This window comes from Pseudomonas sp. SWRI18, assembly GCF_014268345.1.
Taxonomy (GTDB): Bacteria; Pseudomonadota; Gammaproteobacteria; order Pseudomonadales; family Pseudomonadaceae; genus Aquipseudomonas; species Aquipseudomonas cedrina.
Map to the genome: position 1 here is coordinate 97,157 of NZ_JACCQQ010000013.1, position 20,074 is coordinate 117,230.

Below are 20,074 nucleotides of genomic sequence, written 5' to 3' on the forward strand. Positions count from 1 at the left end.
TGCTCTCTTCCTGACAGCGCTGTTTAGGGTCAGCGCGGAGCATAAGGACTGTCGCCGTGAATACACTCACTCAAGGTTCGATGAACGTACTGCTGGTCAGCTGTGTACTCAGTACCGGTATCAGCGTTCCGAGCTTTGCGGGCGACGGCGTCATCGTCACCGGGCGCGACGTACAGGGGCACATGTACGGGCGGCCTTACGGCAAAGACCCCTATCCCAGCACCGCCAATGCCAACCCAAGCCGCGAGATCCTGGGTTCCACCGGCGAACTCAGTGACCTGGACATCGGTGGCATCAGCAGCGGCTCGAGCATCACCCGCGCCATCATGCCCAACGGCAACCTCCCCGGTTTGAATAACGCCCAAGGCAGCGTGACGACACTCGGTTCCGGCGCAGCCGCAGGCCATGGCGCGGGCGCCTCGATGGGTGGGCAGATCAGCGACTCGATCCAGCGGGGCATGGCGCCCTTGAACAACATCGGCAACCTGCTGGGGGGCCAATAATGAACCGCTCCCTGCTCATTCTGGCCCTGCTGGGCAGCGCTTCGGTCATGGCCGACAACACCGCCGTGATCAACGACAGCGGCAAGGGCTACAACGGCAACCTGATGATCAACCAGGCGGCGGGCGATCAGCTACAGATGATCAACAACCGCGCCGTCGCGCTCGGTGGCCAGGCCACCACCCGCTCTGTCCAGAACATGAACGGCAAGGTCGACCCGTCCCTGAACGCCAAGGCGGCGATCGAGGGCGCCTCTTTTACCAACGGCAGCGGCATGCTGGGCGTCAACCAGTCGGCCGGGGCTCATAACCAATCCATCAATGCCGTGCGGATCAGCATCAACCCTGGCCCGCAAAGCATCGACGACAGCGTCCTGTTGCAACAGAACACGACGACGCTGGCAACCGACTCAGGGCTCACCCCCACCACTGGCAGCCGCCAGGTCGTGACAAGCGACCAGGCCTTCACTGGCAGCCGAGGAGTGACACAGGTGACCCAGAGTGCCGGGGTGGCAAACCGCGTGGCTAACACCCTGAGCATCACTATCAAGTAACCGCTTGGTAGCGCACGTTCGACCGTACCAACACTTAACCAACCAATTAGAAGCAAGGAGAAACACCATGAAACCTCAAATGGCCCTGAAACCACTGGTTTTCGCGCTCGCCGCACTCATGGCTGCTGCTGCCCAGGCAGGGGGTGGCTGGCACCCTGCGCCACAGCCAACCGGCGTGGTTGCCTCGGTGGTTACCGATGTACAAAACAGCGTAGGCAACAAGTTCGACGACACCAAGACCGAAAACAACGCCTCCGCCGATGGCTCGGTGACCGGCAACAGCGGTAACACCGGCGTCAACGTTCAAGCCGGCAGCGGCAACCAGGCCGATAACTCTGGCGCTATCTCCAGCGCCAAAGGCGACTTTGCGACCGTGTTCGCCGTTGTCGACGTGAACCAGAACAGCGCGCTGAACAACTTCGTCAACAAAGGCACGCAAAACAACGCGTCCCTGGATAACTCGGTTAACGGGAACTCCGGCAACGTGGGCTACAACGGCCAGGCTGGGCAAGGCAACCAGGGCAAAAACAACCTGGCAATTACTACTGCCGACGGCAAAAACATCGCAGCGGCCGCCAACACCGAGCAAAACTCACTCGGCAACAGCTACCTCAACGCTGCCGCTACCAGCTACGGCTATGGCCATGGCGGCAAAGCCCAGTATGTGTCGAACAACTCCAGCCTCGACAACTCGGCTAACCGCAACTCCGGCAACTTGGGTGTGAACCTGCAATCGGGCTCGGGCAACCAAGGCAGCAACAGCCTGTCGATCGGCCAGGGTTGCAGCGTCTGCGCCAGCGGCGTGCGCTTCTGATCCAACGGGGCCTTGGCAACAAGGCCCTTATTTTTCCCGTGTCCATCAGGTCACACGATCATGCGTCTCGCGGCCCTCACCCTCCTGCTGCTGCTCACCGGCCCGACCTGGGCAGGCACTATGGCGATCTCCGCCATGCCTGGCGGTGCAGTGATCTACAAGAAGGTCGAGAGCATCCGTGAGCGCCGGTTCGCCAACCTGGTGGAGCAGAAAACCGATTTCAGCTGCGGTGCCGCGGCACTTGCCACCATCCTGCGCCAGGGCTATTGGCTCGACGTAGACGAAGACCACGTCATCAAAGGCATGCTGGTCAATGCCGACCAGGACCTGGTTCGCACCCAGGGCTTTTCCATGCTGGACATGAAGCGCTACCTCGAAAGCATCGGCATGCGTGCCCGGGGCTACAAGATCGCAGCGGACACCCTGGTGACCGTGAAGATCCCCGTGGTGGTGCTGCTGGAAATACGTGGCTACAAGCACTTCGTGGTGTTGCAGCGCGCGGACAAGGACTGGGTCTATATCGGCGACCCGGTGCTGGGCCACAAGCGCTACTCACACGACGACTTCGTCAAGGGCTGGAATGGCATTGTCTTCGCCGTGCTGGGTGAAGGTTACGACAAGGCCAACGCCTTGCTCGATCCGCCCACGCCGTTGACAGCCAAGAATCAGTTGAACACGTTCCGGCCCGTAGGCGATGCCGAGCTGATGGATTTCGGTTTCATCCAGAGCGACTTCTTCTAAGAAGCGCAATAAGGGGCAGGACGCTCCAGGAGCAGCAGATGAACACTTCCCGTTGGCTGACGGTCATGTGTCTGGCAGCCTCGATGCCCGCTTATGCTTCGTCGGGGTTCAAGCCCATTGAACTCAAGGATTCGGAGATGGCCGAACTGCGCGGCCGCTACGTGATGCCGGGGCGGATCATCAGCTTCGGCATTGTCATGAGCAGCACTTGGACCAATGCCGTGGGCGACAGCATCACCGGCAAGGCCAGCATGCAGGTCGACGCGTCAACCATCACCCCGCAGTTTTATGTGCAGACCACCGGCTCGGCCGGCACGGGCCCCCAGCAGAACACTGGCACCGGCAACGTGGTCGGCGGTGCCGGCCTGGGTACCGGCACGGGCGTGACGCAAAGCGTGCGCACCGCCGGCGACGGCAACACCGCCTACAACAATGTCGGCATCAACGTCACTGAGAACGGCTTCGCCCCTTCCAATATCGTGCAATCAGGCCAGGTGCTGGTGGCCGGCGGCACCGTCACCGGCGACAGCGCGGCAGGCCGCGTGAGTGTGTCGGCCGGCAATGGCGGCTTGCAGATGGCGATCCAGGGCAATCATAACCAAGGCAACAGCGTCCAGCAGATTGGCGGTGGCCAGGTGTTGCAAGGCACGGTGCTGACCGGCGATAGAAACTTCGTGACCAATATGACGCAGCTCAATGTGGTGATGAATAACGGACTTGGCAACGCTGCGTTGAACTGCAACCTGGACCAACTCAAGGGCCTACGTACGCTCGGTTATTGAACTACGCTGACCCTCGACACTTACGCATTAGAAAAAGGACGGCTTATTTCATGCATCGATCGTTATCGCTACGCGCGGTGATCTGTTTAAGTACGCTCTTGCCCGCATCCGTGTTGTATGCCGCGCCAGACGCAGATATCGAAACGCTCAAACAGGAACTCCTGGAACTCAAACAGCGGTACGAAGTGCAGCAAAAAGCCTTGGCGGTATTGGAACAACGCGTGCGCCAGGTCGAGGATCAGCCGCAGGCGGCGCCCCCCAAGCGCCTGGCCAAATCCCCGGCGGATTTTCAGAAGGCCAGCGGCACCACCGTCGCCGGTACCGGCGCGGCGGCGGCCTCCGGCGGTGCGGGCGGCGGCGGCAGTTCGTATGGACAGTCGCTCAAGGACGACTCGGCGCCGGCGCAAAGTGTGAGTAACTTGTACAACGAGGCCAGCGGCTTTTTCGGCAATGGCAAGTTCAGCTTTGAAACCGGCGTCACTTACGCTCGCTATGATGCGCGCCAACTGACGCTTAACGGTTTCCTCGCGCTGGACTCGATCTTTCTGGGCAATATCAACCTGGACCGGATCAAGTCGGATAACTGGACCGTCGACATGACCGGGCGCTACAACCTGGACAACCGTTGGCAGTTCGACGTGAACGTGCCGGTGGTGTATCGCGAGTCGACTTACCAGTCCGGCGGCGCGGGCAACAATGGCAACGCCACCTCGGAAGAATCGGTGACCCGCGACCCGACCCTCGGCGACGTCAACTTCGGCGTGGCCTACAAGTTCCTGGATGAAACCCCGACTCTACCGGACGCGGTGGTGTCGTTGCGCGTCAAGGCGCCAACGGGCAAGGAACCCTTTGGCATCAAGTTGGTACGCTCAACCGCCAACGACAACCTGTACGTGCCGGAAAACCTGCCGACGGGTAATGGTGTCTGGTCGATCACGCCGGGTATCTCGCTGGTCAAGACCTTCGACCCCGCCGTGCTGTTCGGCTCGCTGTCCTATACCCACAACTTCGAAGAGTCGTTCGACGATATCAGCAGCGAACAGAATCAGAAGGTCGGCGGCAAGGTCAGCCTCGGCGACAGTTTCCAGCTAGGAATGGGGGTGGCCTTCGCCCTGAACGAGAAGATGAGCATGTCGTTCTCGGTGTCCGACCTGATACAGCGCAAGAGCAAGCTCAAGCCGAACGGCGGCGACTGGCAGTCGGTGGTGTCCAGCGATGCCAACGCGGGTTATTTCAACGTGGGGATGACGATTGCGGCGTCGGATAACCTGACGATCGTGCCGAACCTGGCGATCGGCATGACGGACGATGCGCCGGACTTTACGTTCAGTTTGAAGTTTCCGTATTACTTCTAACGATCTGTAGTGAGCGGGCTTGCCCCGCGCTGGGTGGCGAAGCCGTCCCAAAACCAGTCGCCTCAATTCCCCTGAGACACCGCAGTGTTTCGATTGGGGCGGCTTCGCCACCCAGCGCGGGGCAAGCCCGCTCACTACAATTGATCATCCACACGCGAGAAGGAAAAGCCCCACAACGATAAGGGTCGTTGTGGGACTTTTCGGTTTACCCGCCCTAGCGGATCTGGTGTTTGTGCAGCAACCGATAGAACGTGGGCCGGGAAATCCCCAGCACGCGGGCCGCGACGCTCAGGTTGTCGCTGTGCCGGTTGAGCACATCGCACAGCGCCTGGCGTTCGGCGCGGTGCTTGTAGTCTTCCAGTGTCGCCATCGGCACCGACAGTACTGGTTGGCCGTGCAATCCCAGGTCGGCCGCCTCGATCTGCCGCCCTTCGGCGAGTACCAGGCCACGGCGCACGCGGTTGGCCAGCTCGCGCACGTTCCCCGGCCAGGGATGCTGGCCCATCGCGACCAGGGCATCGTCACTGAAGCTGCGCGGGCGGCGGCCGGTTTCCTGGCTGTAGAAGCGCGAAAAGTGGTTGGCCAACATCGCGACGTCGCCATGGCGTTCACGCAAGGGGGCGGTGACTACTTGCAATACATTGAGGCGGTAGTACAAGTCTTCGCGAAAGGTGCCCTTCTCCACTGCGGCTTCCAGATCGACGTGAGTGGCGGCCAATACCCGCACATCCACCGCAATTGGCTGGCTGCCACCCACTCGCTCAATGTGTTTTTCCTGTAAAAAGCGCAACAGGTTGGCTTGCAGCTCCATCGGCAGGTCGCCGATTTCATCGAGAAACAAGGTGCCGCCGTTGGCCGCTTCGATGCGTCCGATCTTGCGCTGGTGGGCGCCGGTAAACGCACCCTTTTCATGGCCGAACAATTCGGATTGGATCAAATGCTCCGGGATTGCACCGCAGTTGATCGCCACAAACGGTTTGCCCTGGCGTTGGGATTGGCGGTGCAGCGTCTTGGCCACCAGCTCCTTGCCGGTCCCGCTGTCGCCACGGATCAACACCGGGGATTCGGTGGGCGCCAATTTGGACAGCAGTTTGCGCAGCTCGCGAATCGGGCGGCTGTCGCCCAGCAGTTCATGCTCAGGCTCATCCACCAGGGTATGGCCCTTGCCCCGCAGGCGCGCCATGCCGAAGGCACGGCCCAACGTGACCTGCACGCGGGCAACGTCAAAGGGCAAGGTATGGAAGTCGAAAAACCATTCGCACACAAAATCGCCGACGTTTTGCAGGCGCAGCACGTCCTGGCTGAGCACGGCGATCCATTCGGTGGTGCCGCTGCGCCCGATCAGTTCCTTGACCGCCTCCGGGCGCTCCAGGTGATAAGGCTGCAGGCGCAACAGGCCGACATCACAGGACCGGTCACCGACCGCTGCCAATGTGCAGCTGTCGACTTCCCACCCCGCCGTGCGCAAACCGGGCAGCAGCGCGTGGCAGTCCTCACACGGATCGACCACTAGCAAACGGCGTTGAACGGGGGGTCCACCCATGACTGTTCCTTGGCGTCAAAATTGTTAAATGTATTTATAAACAATAGTTTGTGACGTCTGCTGCTAACCCTAGCAAGATCTTGACGCGCGCCTTGTACCGATTCGCTATAAGTAGGGGCAAAAAGCCACTTCCGCGCGCGTTGAGCAAATAAGGTAGCGCGCAACCGAACTTTCATTCAGCTTTCAAAACAGTCGCTTACATGACGTCAATCAGTAAAAGTTGAAAATAGTTGCTCTAGCATGTGACCCGCACCCCGCCATCGTGCATCAGTACAAGTAACCCGCCGCACGGTCAGCCCAACCGCCGGCACTCACTTGAATGGGCAATGAGAGAGAACCCACATGAACGCCCCGCTCCGCATCAACGAAGCTCTTTTGATCGCAGACCGTGCTTTCCAGCCCTTTCAGTGCGTGGCCTGGCACGATGGCAACGGCGCCCTGAGCCTGAGCGTCATCGATCGCACCAATACGCGTATCGGCAGCAAACAATTGTCGTCGAGTGCCTACACCGATCCGGCGCAGTTGGAAAACTTGCTGTTGCAAGCTCGCGCCGAGCTCGATAAAGATGGCTACCAGTTGCAGTCCTGGGCAATGCCGAAGTAATCGGCAGCCTAACTTGCGCTCATGGTTTAAATGAGCGCAAGTTCAGTGTTAGAACACACGACGCTTATTGAGCCGCCAGAATAAACCGCTCGATGGCTTCCGCCGCGCCGTCCTCGATATTACTACCGGTGACCACGTTGGCCTGGCGCTTGACGGTTTCTTCGGCCTGCCCCATGGCAATCGACAACCCGGCCACATGAAACATCGCCGGGTCATTGCCGCCATCGCCGATCGCCGCGGTCTGCTCGATGGGAACCCCCAAATGCGCCGCCAGGGTCTTCAACGCCTCGCCCTTGTTGGCCAGCATCGCGGTCACATCCAGGTACACCGGTTGCGAACGTGAAACCTGGGCCAGCCCCTGCACCTTGGGGTGCAACTGCGCTTCCAGTTCCACCAGCAACTGCGTGTTATTGCTGGCGGCGACTATCTTGTCGACCCGGTCCAGGTACGGCTCGAAACTCTCCACCACCACCGGCCCGTAGCCCAGGCCGTGGGCTTCGCGCGGCTCCATCGGCCCTGGCGGGTCGCGGCGCAGCCAGTCGCCATCGGCAAACACCCACACTTCCACTTCCGGCTGCGCCGAGAACAGCGCCAGGGTCACTAGCGCCGCTTCCGCCGGCAGGTGATGGGCAACCAGGATGCTGCCATCCGGGTTGATCAACGTACCGCCGTTAAAGCCCGCCACCGGCACATCGATGCCGAAAGTTTCCACCAGGTGCAACATGGCCTTGGGCGGTCGCCCGCTGGCCAGGCTGAAAAACACCCCGGCCTCACGCAATGCACGCACCGCATCGGCGGTGCGCTGGCTGAGGCTGTGATCAGGATGCAGCAAGGTGCCGTCCACATCACTGAGGATAAAACGGATGGGATGAATCGCTGCGTCACTCATCCGAGTCTGTGCCAGGTACGGCCGTCACGGGCCAGCAATGCATCGGACGCGGCCGGGCCATCTTCACCCGCCTTGTAGGCCTGGATCCCGTCGTCTTCCTTCCATGCATCGAGGAACGGCTGCACCGTGCGCCAGCCGTTTTCGATGTTGTCGGCACGCTGGAACAGGGTCTGATCGCCGGTCATGCAGTCGTAGATCAGGGTTTCATACCCGGTCGACGGCTGCATTTCGAAGAAGTCCTTGTAGGCGAAGCCCAACTGGATATTAGCCATGTCCAGGGTCGGCCCGGGCTTTTTCGCCAGCAGGTCGAACCACATGCCTTCATTGGGCTGGATCTGGATTTTCAGGTAGGTGGGCTTGAGCTCATCCACCTCGGTGTCGCGAAACTGCGCGTAGGGCGCCGGTTTGAAGCAGATCACGATTTCGGTGTCGCGCACACTCATGCGCTTGCCGGTGCGCAGGTAGAACGGCACACCGACCCAGCGCCAGTTGTCGATCATCACCTTGAGGGCGACGAAGGTCTCGGTGCTGCTGTCAGGCGCGACGTTGGCTTCTTCGCGATAACCGGGCAATGGTTTGCCGGCGATTTCACCGGCGGTGTATTGCCCGCGCACCGAGTTGGCCCGTGCATCTTCCAGGGACCAGGGGCGTACGGCACCGATCACCTTGGCTTTTTCGCCGCGCACGGCGTCGGCGCCAAAGGCTGCGGGCGGCTCCATGGCGACCATGGCCAGCAACTGGAACAGATGGTTGGGCACCATGTCGCGCAGGGTGCCGGTCTTCTCGAAGAAATTGCCCCGAGTCTCCACGCCGACGGTTTCGGCGGCGGTGATTTGCACGTGGTCAATGTAATGATTGTTCCAGAACGCTTCGAACAACACGTTGGAGAACCGGCTGATCAGGATGTTCTGCACGGTCTCCTTGCCCAGGTAATGGTCGATGCGATAGATCTGCTTTTCGCTCATGACTTTAAGCAGGCAGGCGTTCAGCGCCTCGGCGGTGGCCAGGTCGGAGCCGAAGGGCTTTTCGATGACCACGCGACGGAAACTGTAGTCGGTCTCGGTCAGCAAACCGGCACTGCCCAGGCGCTGCACCACGTCGCTGAAGAAGCGCGGTGCGGTGGCCAGGTAGAACACCGCGTTGCCGGTGCCGCTGTCGGCGATTTTCCTGCCGATATCGGCGTAGGTGCTGTCGTCGAGGAAGTCGCCCTCAACGTAGCTGATGCCCTTGGCCAACTGCGCCCACAACGCCGGATCGAGCGCGTTATCGGCATTGCCCTTGACCTTGCTCGCGGCTTCGGTACGAATGAAATCTTCGAGTTTCTTGGCGAAGTCGGCATCACTGATGGCGTTGTGATCAACGCCGACAATGCGCAAGCCATCGCCCAGCAGCCCGTCGCGGCTCAGGTTGTACAACGCCGGCATCAGCAGGCGCTTGACCAGGTCGCCGTGGGCGCCAAACAGGAACAAGGTAGTGGGTGGTGCGGGTTCGGCCTTGAGTTTCTTGCCGTTGGCGGTCATTTCTTGGAAGTCTCCACGTGGCCACCAAAGCCGAAGCGCATGGCGGAGAGCATCTTGTCACCGTAGGTGCTCTGCTGGCGCGAGCGGAAGCGTGCAAATAGCGAGGTGGACAATACCGGCACCGGCACGGCTTGCTCCATGGCGGCTTCGATGGTCCAGCGGCCTTCGCCACTGTCGGCCACGGAGCCGGAGTAACCGTCGAGTTTAGGGTCGGTGGCCAAAGCGTCGGCGGTGAGGTCCAGCAGCCAGGACGAAACCACGCTGCCACGGCGCCAGACTTCGGCGATGTCGGCAACGTTCAGGTCGAAACGCTGGTCTTCGGGCAGGTTTTCCGAGTTCTTGGTCTTGAGGATGTCAAAACCTTCGGCAAATGCCTGCATCATTCCGTACTCGATGCCGTTGTGGATCATCTTGACGAAATGCCCGGAACCGGCAGGGCCGGCGTGGATGTAACCCTGTTCGGCGCGCGGGTCGGCGCTGGCGGAACGGTCCTTGGTGCGCGGGATGTTACCCAGGCCCGGCGCCAGGCTGGCAAAGATAGGGTCAAGGCGCTGGACGGTCTGGGCGTCGCCGCCGATCATCATGCAGTAGCCACGCTCCAGGCCCCAGACGCCGCCGGACGTACCGACGTCGACATAATGCAGGCCTTTTTCAGCCAAGGCCTTGGCCCGGCGAACGTCATCCTTATAGTTGGTGTTGCCGCCGTCGATGATTGCATCACCGTCTTCCAGCAGCGTGCTCAATTCATTGATGGTGTCTTCGGTCGGCGCGCCTGCGGGCAGCATGACCCAGACGGTGCGCGGTTTTTGCAGCCCGGCCACCAGGGCCTTGAGGTCGGCAACGCCGGTGGCGCCTTCTTTGCTCAGGCCTTTGACGAAAGCTTCGTTACGGTCGTAAACAACGGTGGTATGCCCATTGAGCATCAGGCGCCGTGCAATATTCCCGCCCATGCGGCCTAGTCCGATAATCCCCAGTTGCATGTGCTGATGCTCCTAACTTCTAAAAAATGTGTGACATAGTTTATAGCGCAATGAGGCTAATGAGGGTTAGTCCAGAGCGGATCCATCTAGTTTCATGATAAAAAGATGCCATCATTTCAGCATCATCGATCAAAAAGTCACACGACCATCAAAAATAAAAAAGTTCCATTGCTCGCAAAAAGAATTCAGAATTGCCCTGACTGATGCCGAGAACCTCGACTCAAGCGTTCTGGCACACCCGCGACACACCGGCTATTTGCGAGGTAAGCAATGAGCACTGCACACCAGATGTCCCGTCCTCCCCAGACGCTCTATGTGTCTATCCGACGCGATGAGCTGCGCCAGTTGAAAGACGAGCGCGAACAGCTGCAGCAGGAAGTCCTGCGCCTGCGTGCTCATATCATCCAGGCCCAACTGGACCACTCCACCGGTGTGCAACCCGCGCTCTGCTGAACCGCGTCATCGCTTTGTAAGATAAACCCTACAAAAATCTCACAAAGTTTTCACATGCACCTCCCGATACTCCCGCCCCCAAGGGCCACCCCATGCAAGGGTGGCCTCTGTCGCGCGCAGCCCTGCGCGCTGACTGAAAAATTACCGGGTTGGAGCGCTGGATGGCGATGTTCGAACGCAGCACGAAGTCTGCGAAAAGCTTTGACTGGGCCGGTCTCGGCTGGCTATTCCTTTTTTTCTGGTACTTCTCGGGTATTACCCAACTGCTGATCCAGCTCAGTGGCACTTCCGGCTTCAGCGGTTTTCGCCAAGCGTTCTTCATGAGTGCGATCTGGCTGGCGCCGCTGCTGGTGTTTCCGCGCCGTACGCGCTTGCTCGCCGCCGTGATCGGTGTGGTCTTGTGGGCCTGTTCCATGGCCAGCCTGGGTTATTTCTTCATCTACCAGCAGGAATTCTCGCAAAGCGTCATCTTCATCATGTTCGAGTCGAACATCTCTGAAGCCGGCGAATACGCCACCCAGTATTTCGCCTGGTGGATCGTGCTGGCGTTCATAGCCCACACCGCTGTGGCTATTTTCCTGTGGACCCGCGTGCGCCCGGTGTATCTGCCGCGTGGCCAGGCCATGCTGGCGGCGACGGCGATCCTGGTAGGCGTCATCGGCTATCCGCTGGTCAAGCAGATCGCCCGCAGCGACACCCTGGCTGATGCCATCGACCGCTTTGAATCGCGCATCGAGCCCGCCGTGCCGTGGCAGATGATCGTTGCCTACCGTCGCTACACCGAACAGCTGGACAACATGCAAGGCATGCTCGACAGCGCCAGCCAGATCCCGCCCCTGACCAACCTCAAGGACAGCATGGCCGGCCAGCCGTCGACCCTGGTGCTGGTGATCGGCGAGTCCACCAACCGCCAGCGCATGAGCCTCTACGGTTACCCGCGCAACACCACGCCGGAGCTGGACAAGCTGCGCGATCAACTGGCGGTGTTCGACAATGTCATCACCCCGCGCCCCTACACCATCGAAGCGCTGCAACAGGTGCTGACCTTCGCCGACGAAGAAAACCCCGACCTGTACCTCAAGACGCCCTCAATCGTCAGCGTGATGAAACAGGCCGGCTATAAGACCTACTGGATCACCAACCAGCAGACGATGACCAAGCGCAACACCATGCTCACCACGTTTTCCGAACAGGCCGACGAGCAGGTCTACCTGAACAACAACCGCAACCAGAACGCCCGTCAATACGACGGCGACGTGCTGGGGCCGTTTTCCAAGGCTCTGGCCGACCCGGCCGAGCGCAAGTTCATCGTGGTGCATTTGCTGGGCACCCACATGAGCTACCAGTATCGCTATCCGCCGACCTTCGACAAATTCACCGATCGCCAGGGCGTACCGGCGGGCGTGAGCGATGATCAACTGCCCACCTACAACAGCTACGACAATGCCGTGCTGTACAACGACTTTGTGGTGTCGAGCCTGATCAAGGACTACGCCAAGACTGACCCGAACGGCTTCCTGCTGTACTTGTCGGACCATGGCGAAGACGTCTTCGACTCAACCGGCCATGACACCCTGGGGCGCAACGAAAGCAAGCCGACCGCACCGATGTACACCATCCCGTTCATGGCCTATGCCTCGCCGAAATGGCGTGAAAGCCACGATTGGAGCTTTGCCGGCGACCTGCAGCGGCCTTATAGCAGCTCGCAGTTGATTCACACCTGGGCTGACTTGGCCGGGCTGAGCTTCAATGAGCTGGACCGCACCAAAAGCCTGGTGAGCGACAGCTTCACGCCGCGCCCGCAGTTGATCGGCAACCCGTACCTGCGCCAACAAAAAGCCTTGATCGATTTCAGCCTGATCAAGCCGAAAAAGGTCAGCGCGACAGACGTGGTGCTCCAGGAAAAACCGGCGCCGTAACACAAAGATAACAATCATTCTCGTTTAAGGCTAAAATTCCCCCGCTCCTTTCGTCTTTGAACCAAGGCCTGTTCCGACCGGACAGGCCGCCAAGATGACAAGGAGTCTTACGCAATGTTCGCCCCTTTTACCCGCTCCATGACCTTCACCCTCGGCCTCTTCAGCCTGGTATCAAGCCCAGAACTGCTGGCCGAAACCGACCCCGAGCGCACACCCCTCGAGCTGGGCGCCACGCGCATCAGCGCCGATGACCTGGGCGCCACCACCGAGCATACCGGGGCCTACACCACCGGTTCGATGAGTACCGCCACCCGCCTCAACCTGTCCATCAAGCAAACCCCACAATCGATCTCGGTGACCACTCGCCAGCAGATGGATGATTTCAATCTCAATACGCTCACGGAGGTGCTGCGCCAGACCACTGGGGTCAACGTCCAGCACAATGACTCCGACCGCGTGGCCTATTCGTCACGGGGCTACAGCATCGCCAACTTTCAGGTTGACGGGATGCTCAATACGTTCGGCTTCATGAAGTCCGACGCCGACACCATCATCTACGACCGCATCGAGGTGGTCCGCGGCGCCACGGGCCTGACCACCGGTGCCGGCGATCCTTCCGCCACGGTCAATATGGTGCGCAAGCGCCCTACCGCCCAATGGCAGGCGCAAATCGGGGTAAAGGCCGGCAGCTATGACAATTACTACAGCTATGTGGACGTGGGCGGCCCACTGGCATTCGACGGCAAGCTGCGCGGGCGTACGGTGCTGGCGTACCGCGACAGCCAGTCCTGGCGTGACAACTACGGACTGCAGCGAGCGGTCGGCTACGGCATCCTTGAAGGCGATCTGTCTGACGATACCGTGTTGGCTGTAGGCTTTGATTACCAGAACAAGCAAGTACAAGGCACTTCCTGGGGCACCGTGCCTTACTGGAACAGCCAGGGTGGGAAAGCCGGGCTGTCGCGTTCCACCAATATGGCGGCGCACTGGAGTTCCTGGCCGCTGACGGACAAGACCACCTTCGCCACCCTCGACCACCGGTTAAGCGGCGATTGGCACTTGAAGGCCGCCTATACCCACCGCCAGAGCGACACGGATGGCAAGGTGTACTACGGCGGCGCGGGTTTTCCCAATGACGACCGCAGCGGCATGACCGCCTGGGCAAGCCATATGCGCGGCACTTCCAGAATGGAGGCGGTCGACCTCAACCTGTCCGGCAACTACGCCCTGCTTGGCCGCGAACATGCACTGATGATGGGTTATGGCGAGGCCACGCAACGCGACGTTTCTCCGGTGATGCGCAACAGCATTCCTGACAGTTACTACAACATTGAAGACTGGAAATACATGGGCGGGATCGGCAAGTTTCCCGACACCGTCACCGATCTCAAGGGCGAGCACAGCAGCAAGCAACAGAAAGCCGGCTACCTGGCCACGCGCCTGAGCCTTACCGACCGCCTGCACGCGGTACTGGGCAGCCGTTATGGCAGTTGGGAACTGCAAAGTGCGACGCCCAGCTACGATGACAACGACCAATTGCTCAGGGCCAACAAGGCCCGCCAGACCCACAATGACATGTGGACGCCCTATGCCGGCCTGCTCTATGACATCACCCCGCAATACACCCTGTATGCCAGCTACACCGACATCTTCAAGCCGCAGAGTGTCAAGGACGTCAACAAAAAGTACCTGGAGCCCGTGGTGGGCAGCAATTATGAAGTGGGCCTCAAGGGCAGCCTGCTGAACGAACGCTTGAACGTGGCGGCCGCCTATTTCTGGAGCAAGCAGGACAACGTTGTCGAACGGGATGACTCGGTACCGCCCAACCCGACCACAGGCGAGGAGTACTACAAGTCCGGCGGTAAAGGTAACAAGGTCAATGGCTTCGAACTGGAGGTGGCCGGCGAAGTGCTGCCGGACTGGAACCTGAGCGCAGGCTACACCTACACCCACTCGCTGAACGGCTCGGGTAAGCGTAACAACACCGGGCAGCCGCTGAACCTGCTGAAGGTGTCCAGCGCCTACCGGTTGCCGGGCGCTTGGCGCAACCTGACCGTGGGTGGCGCTGTCAATTGGCAGAGCGATATCCATGAGTTCGGTAACAGGCCGACGGGGGAGCGTGTTAACAACAGGTTGGTCACCGAGCGGGCGAAAATCACCCAGCAGGCCTACACCGTGGTCAACCTGATGTCCCGCTATCAGTTCGATGAGCACGTTTCGGCGTCAATCAACGTCAACAACCTATTTGATAAAAAATATTACGAACGTGTCGGCTTCTATAACGGTGTTTATTGGGGCGACCCGCGCACTGTAACGCTCGCATTGGACTGGAAGCTTTAAATACGCTTGCACATGAACTTCAACCTTAACGAAATCGTTAAGGTTGGAGGTTGCTCAGTTAAGCTTCGCTTAATCGAGCCTGCACATAATCGGCCCCACGAGTCTGATCCAACCGAACAGACCCACTCACACTTTATGGGAATACCGACGATGAAAATTTCGACTCTGATACTGGCTGGCCTGATGACCCTGACTTCCGCCGCAGCCTTTGCTGAAGGGGGCTCCGAGCGTTCGAGGCAGTTCTACGCCAACTTCAATTTCATGCAGAAACAGGCTCAAGAAAAAGCCGAGCAAACGGCTTCCAGCGATGTAAAACATTTGAAAGCCGATGATACCCAGCAACCAAAAAGTTGATTTACCGTTATACCCTTTGTCATTCCGCTCCTTTGGCAAAGGCTAACTTGGCGCCCTGTAGTGGCGCCTTTTTTTTGAGCGTTAAATACTGACTTAGAGCGGCTTATTCCAGAACAGCATCTTTCCATACGCTGGATCAAACTGAGCGCCATCAAACCCGAACTTGCGGTACGCCGACTTCGCCACTTCGTTGCCCTCGAGCACTTCCAGAGTGATTTTGCAGCAGCCGCGTTGACGGGCGATTTCCTCGACCTTCTGCAGCATCTTCTGACTCAAACCCAAGCCACGAAACGCATCCACTACCGCCACGTCATGCACATTGACCAATGGGCGGCAGGCGAACGTCGAGAAGCCTTCAAAACAGTTCACCAACCCGGCCGGCTCTCCATTCACAAACGCCAATACGCTGAACGCATGCGCACGCTTGGCCAATTCGGCCGGCAGTTGTTGCAGCAGGTCGGGGTCCAGGCTGTGCCCGCCGCCCATCGGGTCCTCGGCGTAGTGGTTGAGCACCCGAGCGATGGCTTCGGCATGCACGGCGTTGGTGTAGCTGGCTTGCAGCACCAGGATGTCAGGGGTGTCCATTTCCTTCCTCGATAACGGCAACAAGGGAATCGGCTCCCTTTGAGGATCATGATTGTAAGCGCCCGGCAGCTATCAGATGAAGGAGATTAACTACAAATATGCGCCTGAAATCGCGAAGCCTATGTCGCTAAAAAGCCATGGACACTGCGTCGTGGGTGTTTTTTCGTACAGGCCTTAGCCAAACCGCTGCAACTGCATTTCCTGCAAACGGCTCAAAGTGCGGCGAAAAGGAAACGCCAGGTAACCCTCGGTATAAAGCTGTTCGAGGGGCACCTGGGCCTCGATAAACAAAGGCACCCTGCGGTCGTAGCATTCGTCCACCAGTGCGATGAACCGACGCACGCTATCGTCGTGCACCGACAGTTGCGGCAATTCACGGTCACCGGCCTCCACGCGCCGTGCGCCATCTTCGGTGCCGCGGGCTATTCGGCCCGGGCGCTGTTGCGCGCTGAGGTTGGGGACTTCACCCAGCAGGATGGCCCTGAAACGATCGCACAGCAGCATGAAGTCCATCGCCGCCAGGGGCTGTTCGCATAGATCGGCGTAGCGGCACCACAGCACGGTGTCAGCGGACTGCACCGCGAGGATAGAACGATGACCGACGATAACCGGTGCGCTGCTGACGGCCTGCCCTTCGGCCAATGGCTTGAACACGCTGGCCAGCGCATCGGGCTGATTCACCCAATAGCGCTGCAGGCTTGCGCCAGGTTGCAGGCGATGATCTTCAGCGCCATCCACTGCCACCACCTGCATGTGCCGCGTTATCGCCGCAATGCCTGGCAAAAACCGCTCGCGGTTGAAGCCATCGGCATACAACTGGTCGGGCGGCTGGTTGGACGTGCAGACCATCACCACGCCCTCCTCGAACATCACTTGGAACAAGCGACCAAGAATGATCGCGTCACCAATATCATTGACGAACAGCTCGTCGAAGCACAACACGCGCACTGCCTGGCCCAGTTCCTTGGCCAGAGCCTGCAACGGGTCCTGGGTGCCGGTCAGCTGGAACAGACGCTGATGCACCCAGCCCATGAAATGATGAAAATGCTGACGCCGCGCCGGTACGCGTAGGCTCTGATAGAACTGATCCATCAACCAGGTCTTGCCACGACCAACCGGGCCCCACAGGTAGACGCCACGAATCGGCGCGCGGCCTTGATGCAGGGCCGCGTGGCATGTTTGCAAGGCGTCCACCGCCCTGCGTTGGGCATCGTCGGCAACGAAACCCTGTTGAGCGATGGCGTGTTGGTAGGCGGCGAGGGGCGAGTCGATACTCATGGCGCCAGTATGACGTATGGAGGAAGCTGCGGGCGTAAAAAGGCCTCAAATGGCCAGCGTCTGACCTACCGCTATCGCTGCCTCCTTGAGGTATGGGTATCTACAAAACTTGTAGTGAGCGGGCTTGCCCCGCGCGGGGCAAGCCCGCTCACTACAAAGTTGTGTAGATACCCGCCAACGCCTTTCAGCGAATCGGCTCAGGCAAGGCTCTTGCTGACCACCTCGAACACATCGCTCGACAGCTCGCCAGACGCAAGGATGCGCTCCAGCTCCGCCTTCATCAGCGCCTGGCGCGCGCTGTCGTATTTGCGCCAGCGGGTCAGTGGCACCAACTGGCGCGAAGCAATCTGCGGGTTGAAGCCATTGAGCTGGATCACCAGATCCGCCAGGAAGCGATAACCCGAACCGTCGGCTGCGTGGAAGTTGATCAGGTTCTGCCCGGCAAATGCGCCAATCAAGGCGCGCACCTTGTTCGGATTCTTGAGCGTGAACGCCGGATGCTCCATCAACGCCTTGACCCGCGCCAGCCCACCCGGCAAGGTGCTGCCGGCCTGCACGCTGAACCATTGGTCCATAACCAGCGGGTTGTCCTTGAAGTTGTCGGCAAACACGGCCAGCGCCTGGGCCTTCTCGGCTTCGAACGGCGAGTTCACCAGCACCGCCAGCGCGGTCAGGCGCTCGGTCATGTTGTCGCTGGTGTCGAACTGGTCCAGCGTCGCCGCCAGTACTTCAGGCTTGCCGCTGAGCATCAGGTACGACAGCGCGATATTCTGCAACGCGCGACGGGCAAAGTGCTCGGCCGCCGCGACGTAGGGCGTTTGCTTGGACAGCTCGCGATTGGCCTGGTAACGCAGCCACAGCTCTTCATGCAGGTTGTCGGCCAGTTGCTTGCGCGCATACTCGCGGGCGGCGTGGATGGCATCGACATCCGCCACTTCGCTGATTTCCGTGAGATAAGCCTCGCCCGGCAACGACAACATTTCCGCGACCATCGCCTGGTCCAGCGTCTCGTCGCTCAATACACTGCGCAATGCGGCGATCAAGCGCTGATCCATATGCAAGGCCTGGCCCTGTTGATACTGGCCGATCAGCTCCTGCAACACCTGCACCGACAACTGCTGGCCGGCATCCCAGCGGTTGAAGCCGTCGCTGTCATGCTGCATCAGGAACATCAACTGGTCACGGCTGTACGGAAAGCTCAGTTTCACCGGCGCCGAGAAACCGCGCAGCAGCGAAGGCAAGGGTTGTTCAGCGATATCCACGAAGGTAAAGGTCTGCTCGGCCTCGGTTACCGAGATCACGCGCGACGTGGCGCCAGCCGCCGCTTCACCGGCCAGGCGCAAGGCGATACCCGCGCCCTTCGCGTCCAGCAGGCCCAGCTCCACCGGAATCACGAACGGCAGTTTTTCCACCTTGTCCGGGGTTTCCGGGCAGCTCTGGCGGAAGGTCAGGCTGTAGGTTTTCGCCGCGGCGTCAAATGACTCGCTGACCGCCAGGCGCGGCGTACCGGCCTGGCTGTACCAGCGTTTGAACTGAGTCAGGTCGGCGCCGTTCGCGTCTTCCATGGCCTTGATGAAATCGTCGCAGGTCACGGCCTGGCCGTCATGGCGTTCGAAGTACAGGTCGCTGCCTTTGCGAAAGCCTTCGGCACCGAGCAAGGTGTGGATCATGCCGACCACTTCCGAGCCTTTTTCGTACACGGTCAGGGTGTAGAAGTTGGAGATTTCGATAAAGCTGTCCGGGCGCACCGCGTGGGCCATCGGGCCGGCATCTTCGGCGAACTGGTGGGTACGCAGGTACGCCACATCCTGGATGCGCTTGACCGTGGCCGAGTTCATGTCGGCGGAAAAACCCGAATCACGGAACACCGTGAAACCTTCCTTGAGCGACAACTGGAACCAGTCGCGGCAGGTCACGCGGTTGCCCGACCAGTTGTGGAAATATTCGTGGGCAACGATCGCCTCGACCCGCTGGTGCGCAGCGTCGGTGGCGGTTTCGGCGCGGGCCAGCACGGCGCTGGAGTTGAAGATATTCAGGCCCTTGTTTTCCATCGCGCCCATGTTGAAGTCGTTCACCGCGACGATCATGAAGATGTCGAGGTCGTACTCGCGCCCGTAGGTTTCTTCGTCCCAGCGCATGGATTTTTTCAGGCTGGTCATGGCGTGCTGGCATTTGTCGATGTTTTCCGGCTCGACATAGATGCGCAGCGCCACGGTGCGCTCGGTCATGGTGGTGAAGGTATCTTCGACGCACCACAGGTCACCGGCCACCAGGGCGAACAGGTACGCGGGTTTCTTGAACGGGTCTTCCCACGTTGCCCAGTGGCGGCCGTCTTCACCGGGGCCGCTGGCGATCGGGTTGCCGTTGGACAACAGGATCGGGTAGCGATGCTGCTCGGCGATTACCGTGGTGGTAAAGGTGCTCATCACGTCCGGACGGTCGAGGTAGTACGTGATCTTGCGAAAGCCTTCGGCCTCGCACTGGGTGCAGAACATGCTGCCGGACTTGTACAAGCCTTCCAGGGCAGTGTTGGTTTCCGGGTGGATTTTTACCGTGGTATCCAAGGTAAAGGTCGCACTGTTGGGCTGCAGCGTCAGGTGGCTGTCGGTCAGTTGATAATCAGCCGCAGTCAATGCCTGGTCGGCGAGGTTTACGCTCAACAGCTCCAGCTGCTGGCCGTCCAGCACCAGCGGCGGCAAACCCGCGCCACGCTCGGGGTTGCGGCGCATCACCAGTTGCGCGTGGACCAGGCTGTGGTCCTCGAACAACTCGAAGGTCAGGTGCGTCTCGTCGATCAGGTAGTCCGGCGCCTGATAGTCCTTCAGGTAAATCATCTTCGGTTGTTCGGTGCGCATGGGTGGCAT

General features: G+C 59.9%; 18 protein-coding genes. 11 read left to right on the plus strand and 7 right to left on the minus strand.

What is annotated here, in order from left to right:
- Nucleotides 1–56: 56 nt before the first annotated feature.
- From H0Z09_RS15965 to H0Z09_RS15990, 6 genes are all read left to right on the plus strand, one after another.
- Complete coding sequence (locus H0Z09_RS15965) at nt 57–503, plus strand: hypothetical protein (protein ID WP_076952419.1); 447 nt, start codon at nt 57–59, stop codon at nt 501–503.
- The gene (locus H0Z09_RS15970; RefSeq protein ID WP_076952420.1) at nt 503–1,054 is read left to right on the plus strand and encodes an adhesin; all 552 of its coding nucleotides are present in this window, start codon (nt 503–505) and stop codon (nt 1,052–1,054) included. The genes H0Z09_RS15965 and H0Z09_RS15970 overlap by 1 nt, the downstream gene beginning before the upstream one ends.
- Before the next feature lie 67 nt (nt 1,055–1,121).
- On the plus strand, nt 1,122–1,868 hold the full coding sequence (locus H0Z09_RS15975) for a hypothetical protein (RefSeq protein ID WP_076952421.1): 747 nt from the start codon (nt 1,122–1,124) through the stop codon (nt 1,866–1,868).
- A gap of 60 nt (nt 1,869–1,928) precedes the next feature.
- On the plus strand, nt 1,929–2,609 hold the full coding sequence (locus H0Z09_RS15980; protein ID WP_186691401.1) for a C39 family peptidase: 681 nt from the start codon (nt 1,929–1,931) through the stop codon (nt 2,607–2,609).
- 38 nt (nt 2,610–2,647) lie between these two features.
- Nucleotides 2,648–3,391, plus strand: a complete 744-nt coding sequence (locus H0Z09_RS15985) for a hypothetical protein (RefSeq protein ID WP_186691402.1) — start codon at nt 2,648–2,650, stop codon at nt 3,389–3,391.
- A 50-nt stretch (nt 3,392–3,441) separates the two neighbouring features.
- Nucleotides 3,442–4,746, plus strand: coding sequence for a hypothetical protein (locus H0Z09_RS15990; protein WP_186691403.1), 1,305 nt, complete (start codon nt 3,442–3,444; stop codon nt 4,744–4,746).
- A 214-nt stretch (nt 4,747–4,960) separates the two neighbouring features.
- Here H0Z09_RS15990 and H0Z09_RS15995 read toward each other — a convergent pair whose 3' ends face one another.
- Nucleotides 4,961–6,289: a sigma-54 dependent transcriptional regulator gene (locus tag H0Z09_RS15995; RefSeq protein ID WP_186691404.1), complete on the minus strand. Its 1,329-nt coding sequence runs from the start codon at nt 6,287–6,289 to the stop codon at nt 4,961–4,963.
- Between the two features lie 342 nt (nt 6,290–6,631).
- On the opposite strand from H0Z09_RS15995, the gene H0Z09_RS16000 reads away from it, so the two are divergent.
- Entirely contained in the window at nt 6,632–6,892 is a 261-nt protein-coding gene (locus H0Z09_RS16000) for a hypothetical protein (protein ID WP_169375741.1), read from the plus strand.
- Nucleotides 6,893–6,956: 64 nt separating this feature from the next.
- Here H0Z09_RS16000 and H0Z09_RS16005 read toward each other — a convergent pair whose 3' ends face one another.
- Genes H0Z09_RS16005 through gnd form a run of 3 tightly spaced genes read right to left on the minus strand, consistent with a single transcriptional unit; the run spans nt 6,957 to nt 10,281 of the window.
- Entirely contained in the window at nt 6,957–7,781 is an 825-nt protein-coding gene (locus H0Z09_RS16005; RefSeq protein ID WP_076952427.1) for a Cof-type HAD-IIB family hydrolase, read from the minus strand.
- Nucleotides 7,778–9,301, minus strand: a complete 1,524-nt coding sequence (gene zwf, locus H0Z09_RS16010) for a glucose-6-phosphate dehydrogenase (protein WP_186691405.1) — start codon at nt 9,299–9,301, stop codon at nt 7,778–7,780. The genes H0Z09_RS16005 and zwf overlap by 4 nt, the downstream gene beginning before the upstream one ends.
- Nucleotides 9,298–10,281, minus strand: coding sequence for a phosphogluconate dehydrogenase (NAD(+)-dependent, decarboxylating) (gene gnd / locus H0Z09_RS16015; protein WP_186691406.1), 984 nt, complete (start codon nt 10,279–10,281; stop codon nt 9,298–9,300). The genes zwf and gnd overlap by 4 nt, the downstream gene beginning before the upstream one ends.
- A 288-nt stretch (nt 10,282–10,569) precedes the next feature.
- Between gnd and H0Z09_RS16020 the strand changes: the two genes are divergently transcribed.
- The 4 genes from H0Z09_RS16020 to H0Z09_RS16035 all read left to right on the plus strand — a co-directional run bounded on the left by H0Z09_RS16020 (nt 10,570) and on the right by H0Z09_RS16035 (nt 15,347).
- Nucleotides 10,570–10,734 (plus strand): DUF6026 family protein, encoded by a 165-nt coding sequence (locus H0Z09_RS16020; protein ID WP_225927084.1) that lies wholly within the window; start codon nt 10,570–10,572, stop codon nt 10,732–10,734.
- Between the two features lie 161 nt (nt 10,735–10,895).
- Entirely contained in the window at nt 10,896–12,653 is a 1,758-nt protein-coding gene (locus tag H0Z09_RS16025) for a phosphoethanolamine transferase CptA (protein WP_186691407.1), read from the plus strand.
- 114 nt (nt 12,654–12,767) lie between these two features.
- A complete protein-coding gene (locus tag H0Z09_RS16030; protein ID WP_186691408.1) occupies nt 12,768–14,993 on the plus strand; it encodes a TonB-dependent siderophore receptor in 2,226 nt (741 codons plus the stop codon).
- Nucleotides 14,994–15,143: 150 nt separating this feature from the next.
- Nucleotides 15,144–15,347 carry a hypothetical protein gene (locus H0Z09_RS16035; RefSeq protein WP_076952432.1) on the plus strand — a complete coding sequence of 68 codons (204 nt, stop codon included), beginning with the start codon at nt 15,144–15,146 and terminating at the stop codon, nt 15,345–15,347.
- 93 nt (nt 15,348–15,440) lie between these two features.
- Here H0Z09_RS16035 and H0Z09_RS16040 read toward each other — a convergent pair whose 3' ends face one another.
- From H0Z09_RS16040 to pepN, 3 genes are all read right to left on the minus strand, one after another.
- Nucleotides 15,441–15,932, minus strand: a complete 492-nt coding sequence (locus H0Z09_RS16040; RefSeq protein ID WP_186691409.1) for a GNAT family N-acetyltransferase — start codon at nt 15,930–15,932, stop codon at nt 15,441–15,443.
- 174 nt (nt 15,933–16,106) lie between these two features.
- Nucleotides 16,107–17,210: a cell division protein ZapE gene (gene zapE, locus H0Z09_RS16045; protein ID WP_186691410.1), complete on the minus strand. Its 1,104-nt coding sequence runs from the start codon at nt 17,208–17,210 to the stop codon at nt 16,107–16,109.
- Nucleotides 17,211–17,407: 197 nt separating this feature from the next.
- Nucleotides 17,408–20,065 carry an aminopeptidase N gene (gene pepN, locus H0Z09_RS16050; RefSeq protein WP_186691411.1) on the minus strand — a complete coding sequence of 886 codons (2,658 nt, stop codon included), beginning with the start codon at nt 20,063–20,065 and terminating at the stop codon, nt 17,408–17,410.
- Nucleotides 20,066–20,074 lie beyond the last annotated feature (9 nt).

Bases quoted from the DNA above. Each gene is read 5' to 3' on its own strand.
- H0Z09_RS15970 (WP_076952420.1), top strand. From the start codon at position 503: ATGAACCGCTCCCTGCTCATTCTGGCCCTGCTGGGCAGCGCTTCGGTC.
- H0Z09_RS15975 (WP_076952421.1), top strand. From the start codon at position 1,122: ATGAAACCTCAAATGGCCCTGAAACCACTGGTTTTCGCGCTCGCCGCA.
- H0Z09_RS15980 (WP_186691401.1), top strand. From the start codon at position 1,929: ATGCGTCTCGCGGCCCTCACCCTCCTGCTGCTGCTCACCGGCCCGACC.
- H0Z09_RS15985 (WP_186691402.1), top strand. From the start codon at position 2,648: ATGAACACTTCCCGTTGGCTGACGGTCATGTGTCTGGCAGCCTCGATG.
- H0Z09_RS15990 (WP_186691403.1), top strand. From the start codon at position 3,442: ATGCATCGATCGTTATCGCTACGCGCGGTGATCTGTTTAAGTACGCTC.
- H0Z09_RS15995 (WP_186691404.1), bottom strand. From the start codon at position 6,289: ATGGGTGGACCCCCCGTTCAACGCCGTTTGCTAGTGGTCGATCCGTGT.
- H0Z09_RS16000 (WP_169375741.1), top strand. From the start codon at position 6,632: ATGAACGCCCCGCTCCGCATCAACGAAGCTCTTTTGATCGCAGACCGT.
- H0Z09_RS16005 (WP_076952427.1), bottom strand. From the start codon at position 7,781: ATGAGTGACGCAGCGATTCATCCCATCCGTTTTATCCTCAGTGATGTG.
- zwf (WP_186691405.1), bottom strand. From the start codon at position 9,301: ATGACCGCCAACGGCAAGAAACTCAAGGCCGAACCCGCACCACCCACT.
- gnd (WP_186691406.1), bottom strand. From the start codon at position 10,281: ATGCAACTGGGGATTATCGGACTAGGCCGCATGGGCGGGAATATTGCA.
- H0Z09_RS16020 (WP_225927084.1), top strand. From the start codon at position 10,570: ATGTCCCGTCCTCCCCAGACGCTCTATGTGTCTATCCGACGCGATGAG.
- H0Z09_RS16025 (WP_186691407.1), top strand. From the start codon at position 10,896: ATGGCGATGTTCGAACGCAGCACGAAGTCTGCGAAAAGCTTTGACTGG.
- H0Z09_RS16030 (WP_186691408.1), top strand. From the start codon at position 12,768: ATGTTCGCCCCTTTTACCCGCTCCATGACCTTCACCCTCGGCCTCTTC.
- H0Z09_RS16035 (WP_076952432.1), top strand. From the start codon at position 15,144: ATGAAAATTTCGACTCTGATACTGGCTGGCCTGATGACCCTGACTTCC.
- H0Z09_RS16040 (WP_186691409.1), bottom strand. From the start codon at position 15,932: ATGGACACCCCTGACATCCTGGTGCTGCAAGCCAGCTACACCAACGCC.
- zapE (WP_186691410.1), bottom strand. From the start codon at position 17,210: ATGAGTATCGACTCGCCCCTCGCCGCCTACCAACACGCCATCGCTCAA.
- pepN (WP_186691411.1), bottom strand. From the start codon at position 20,065: ATGCGCACCGAACAACCGAAGATGATTTACCTGAAGGACTATCAGGCG.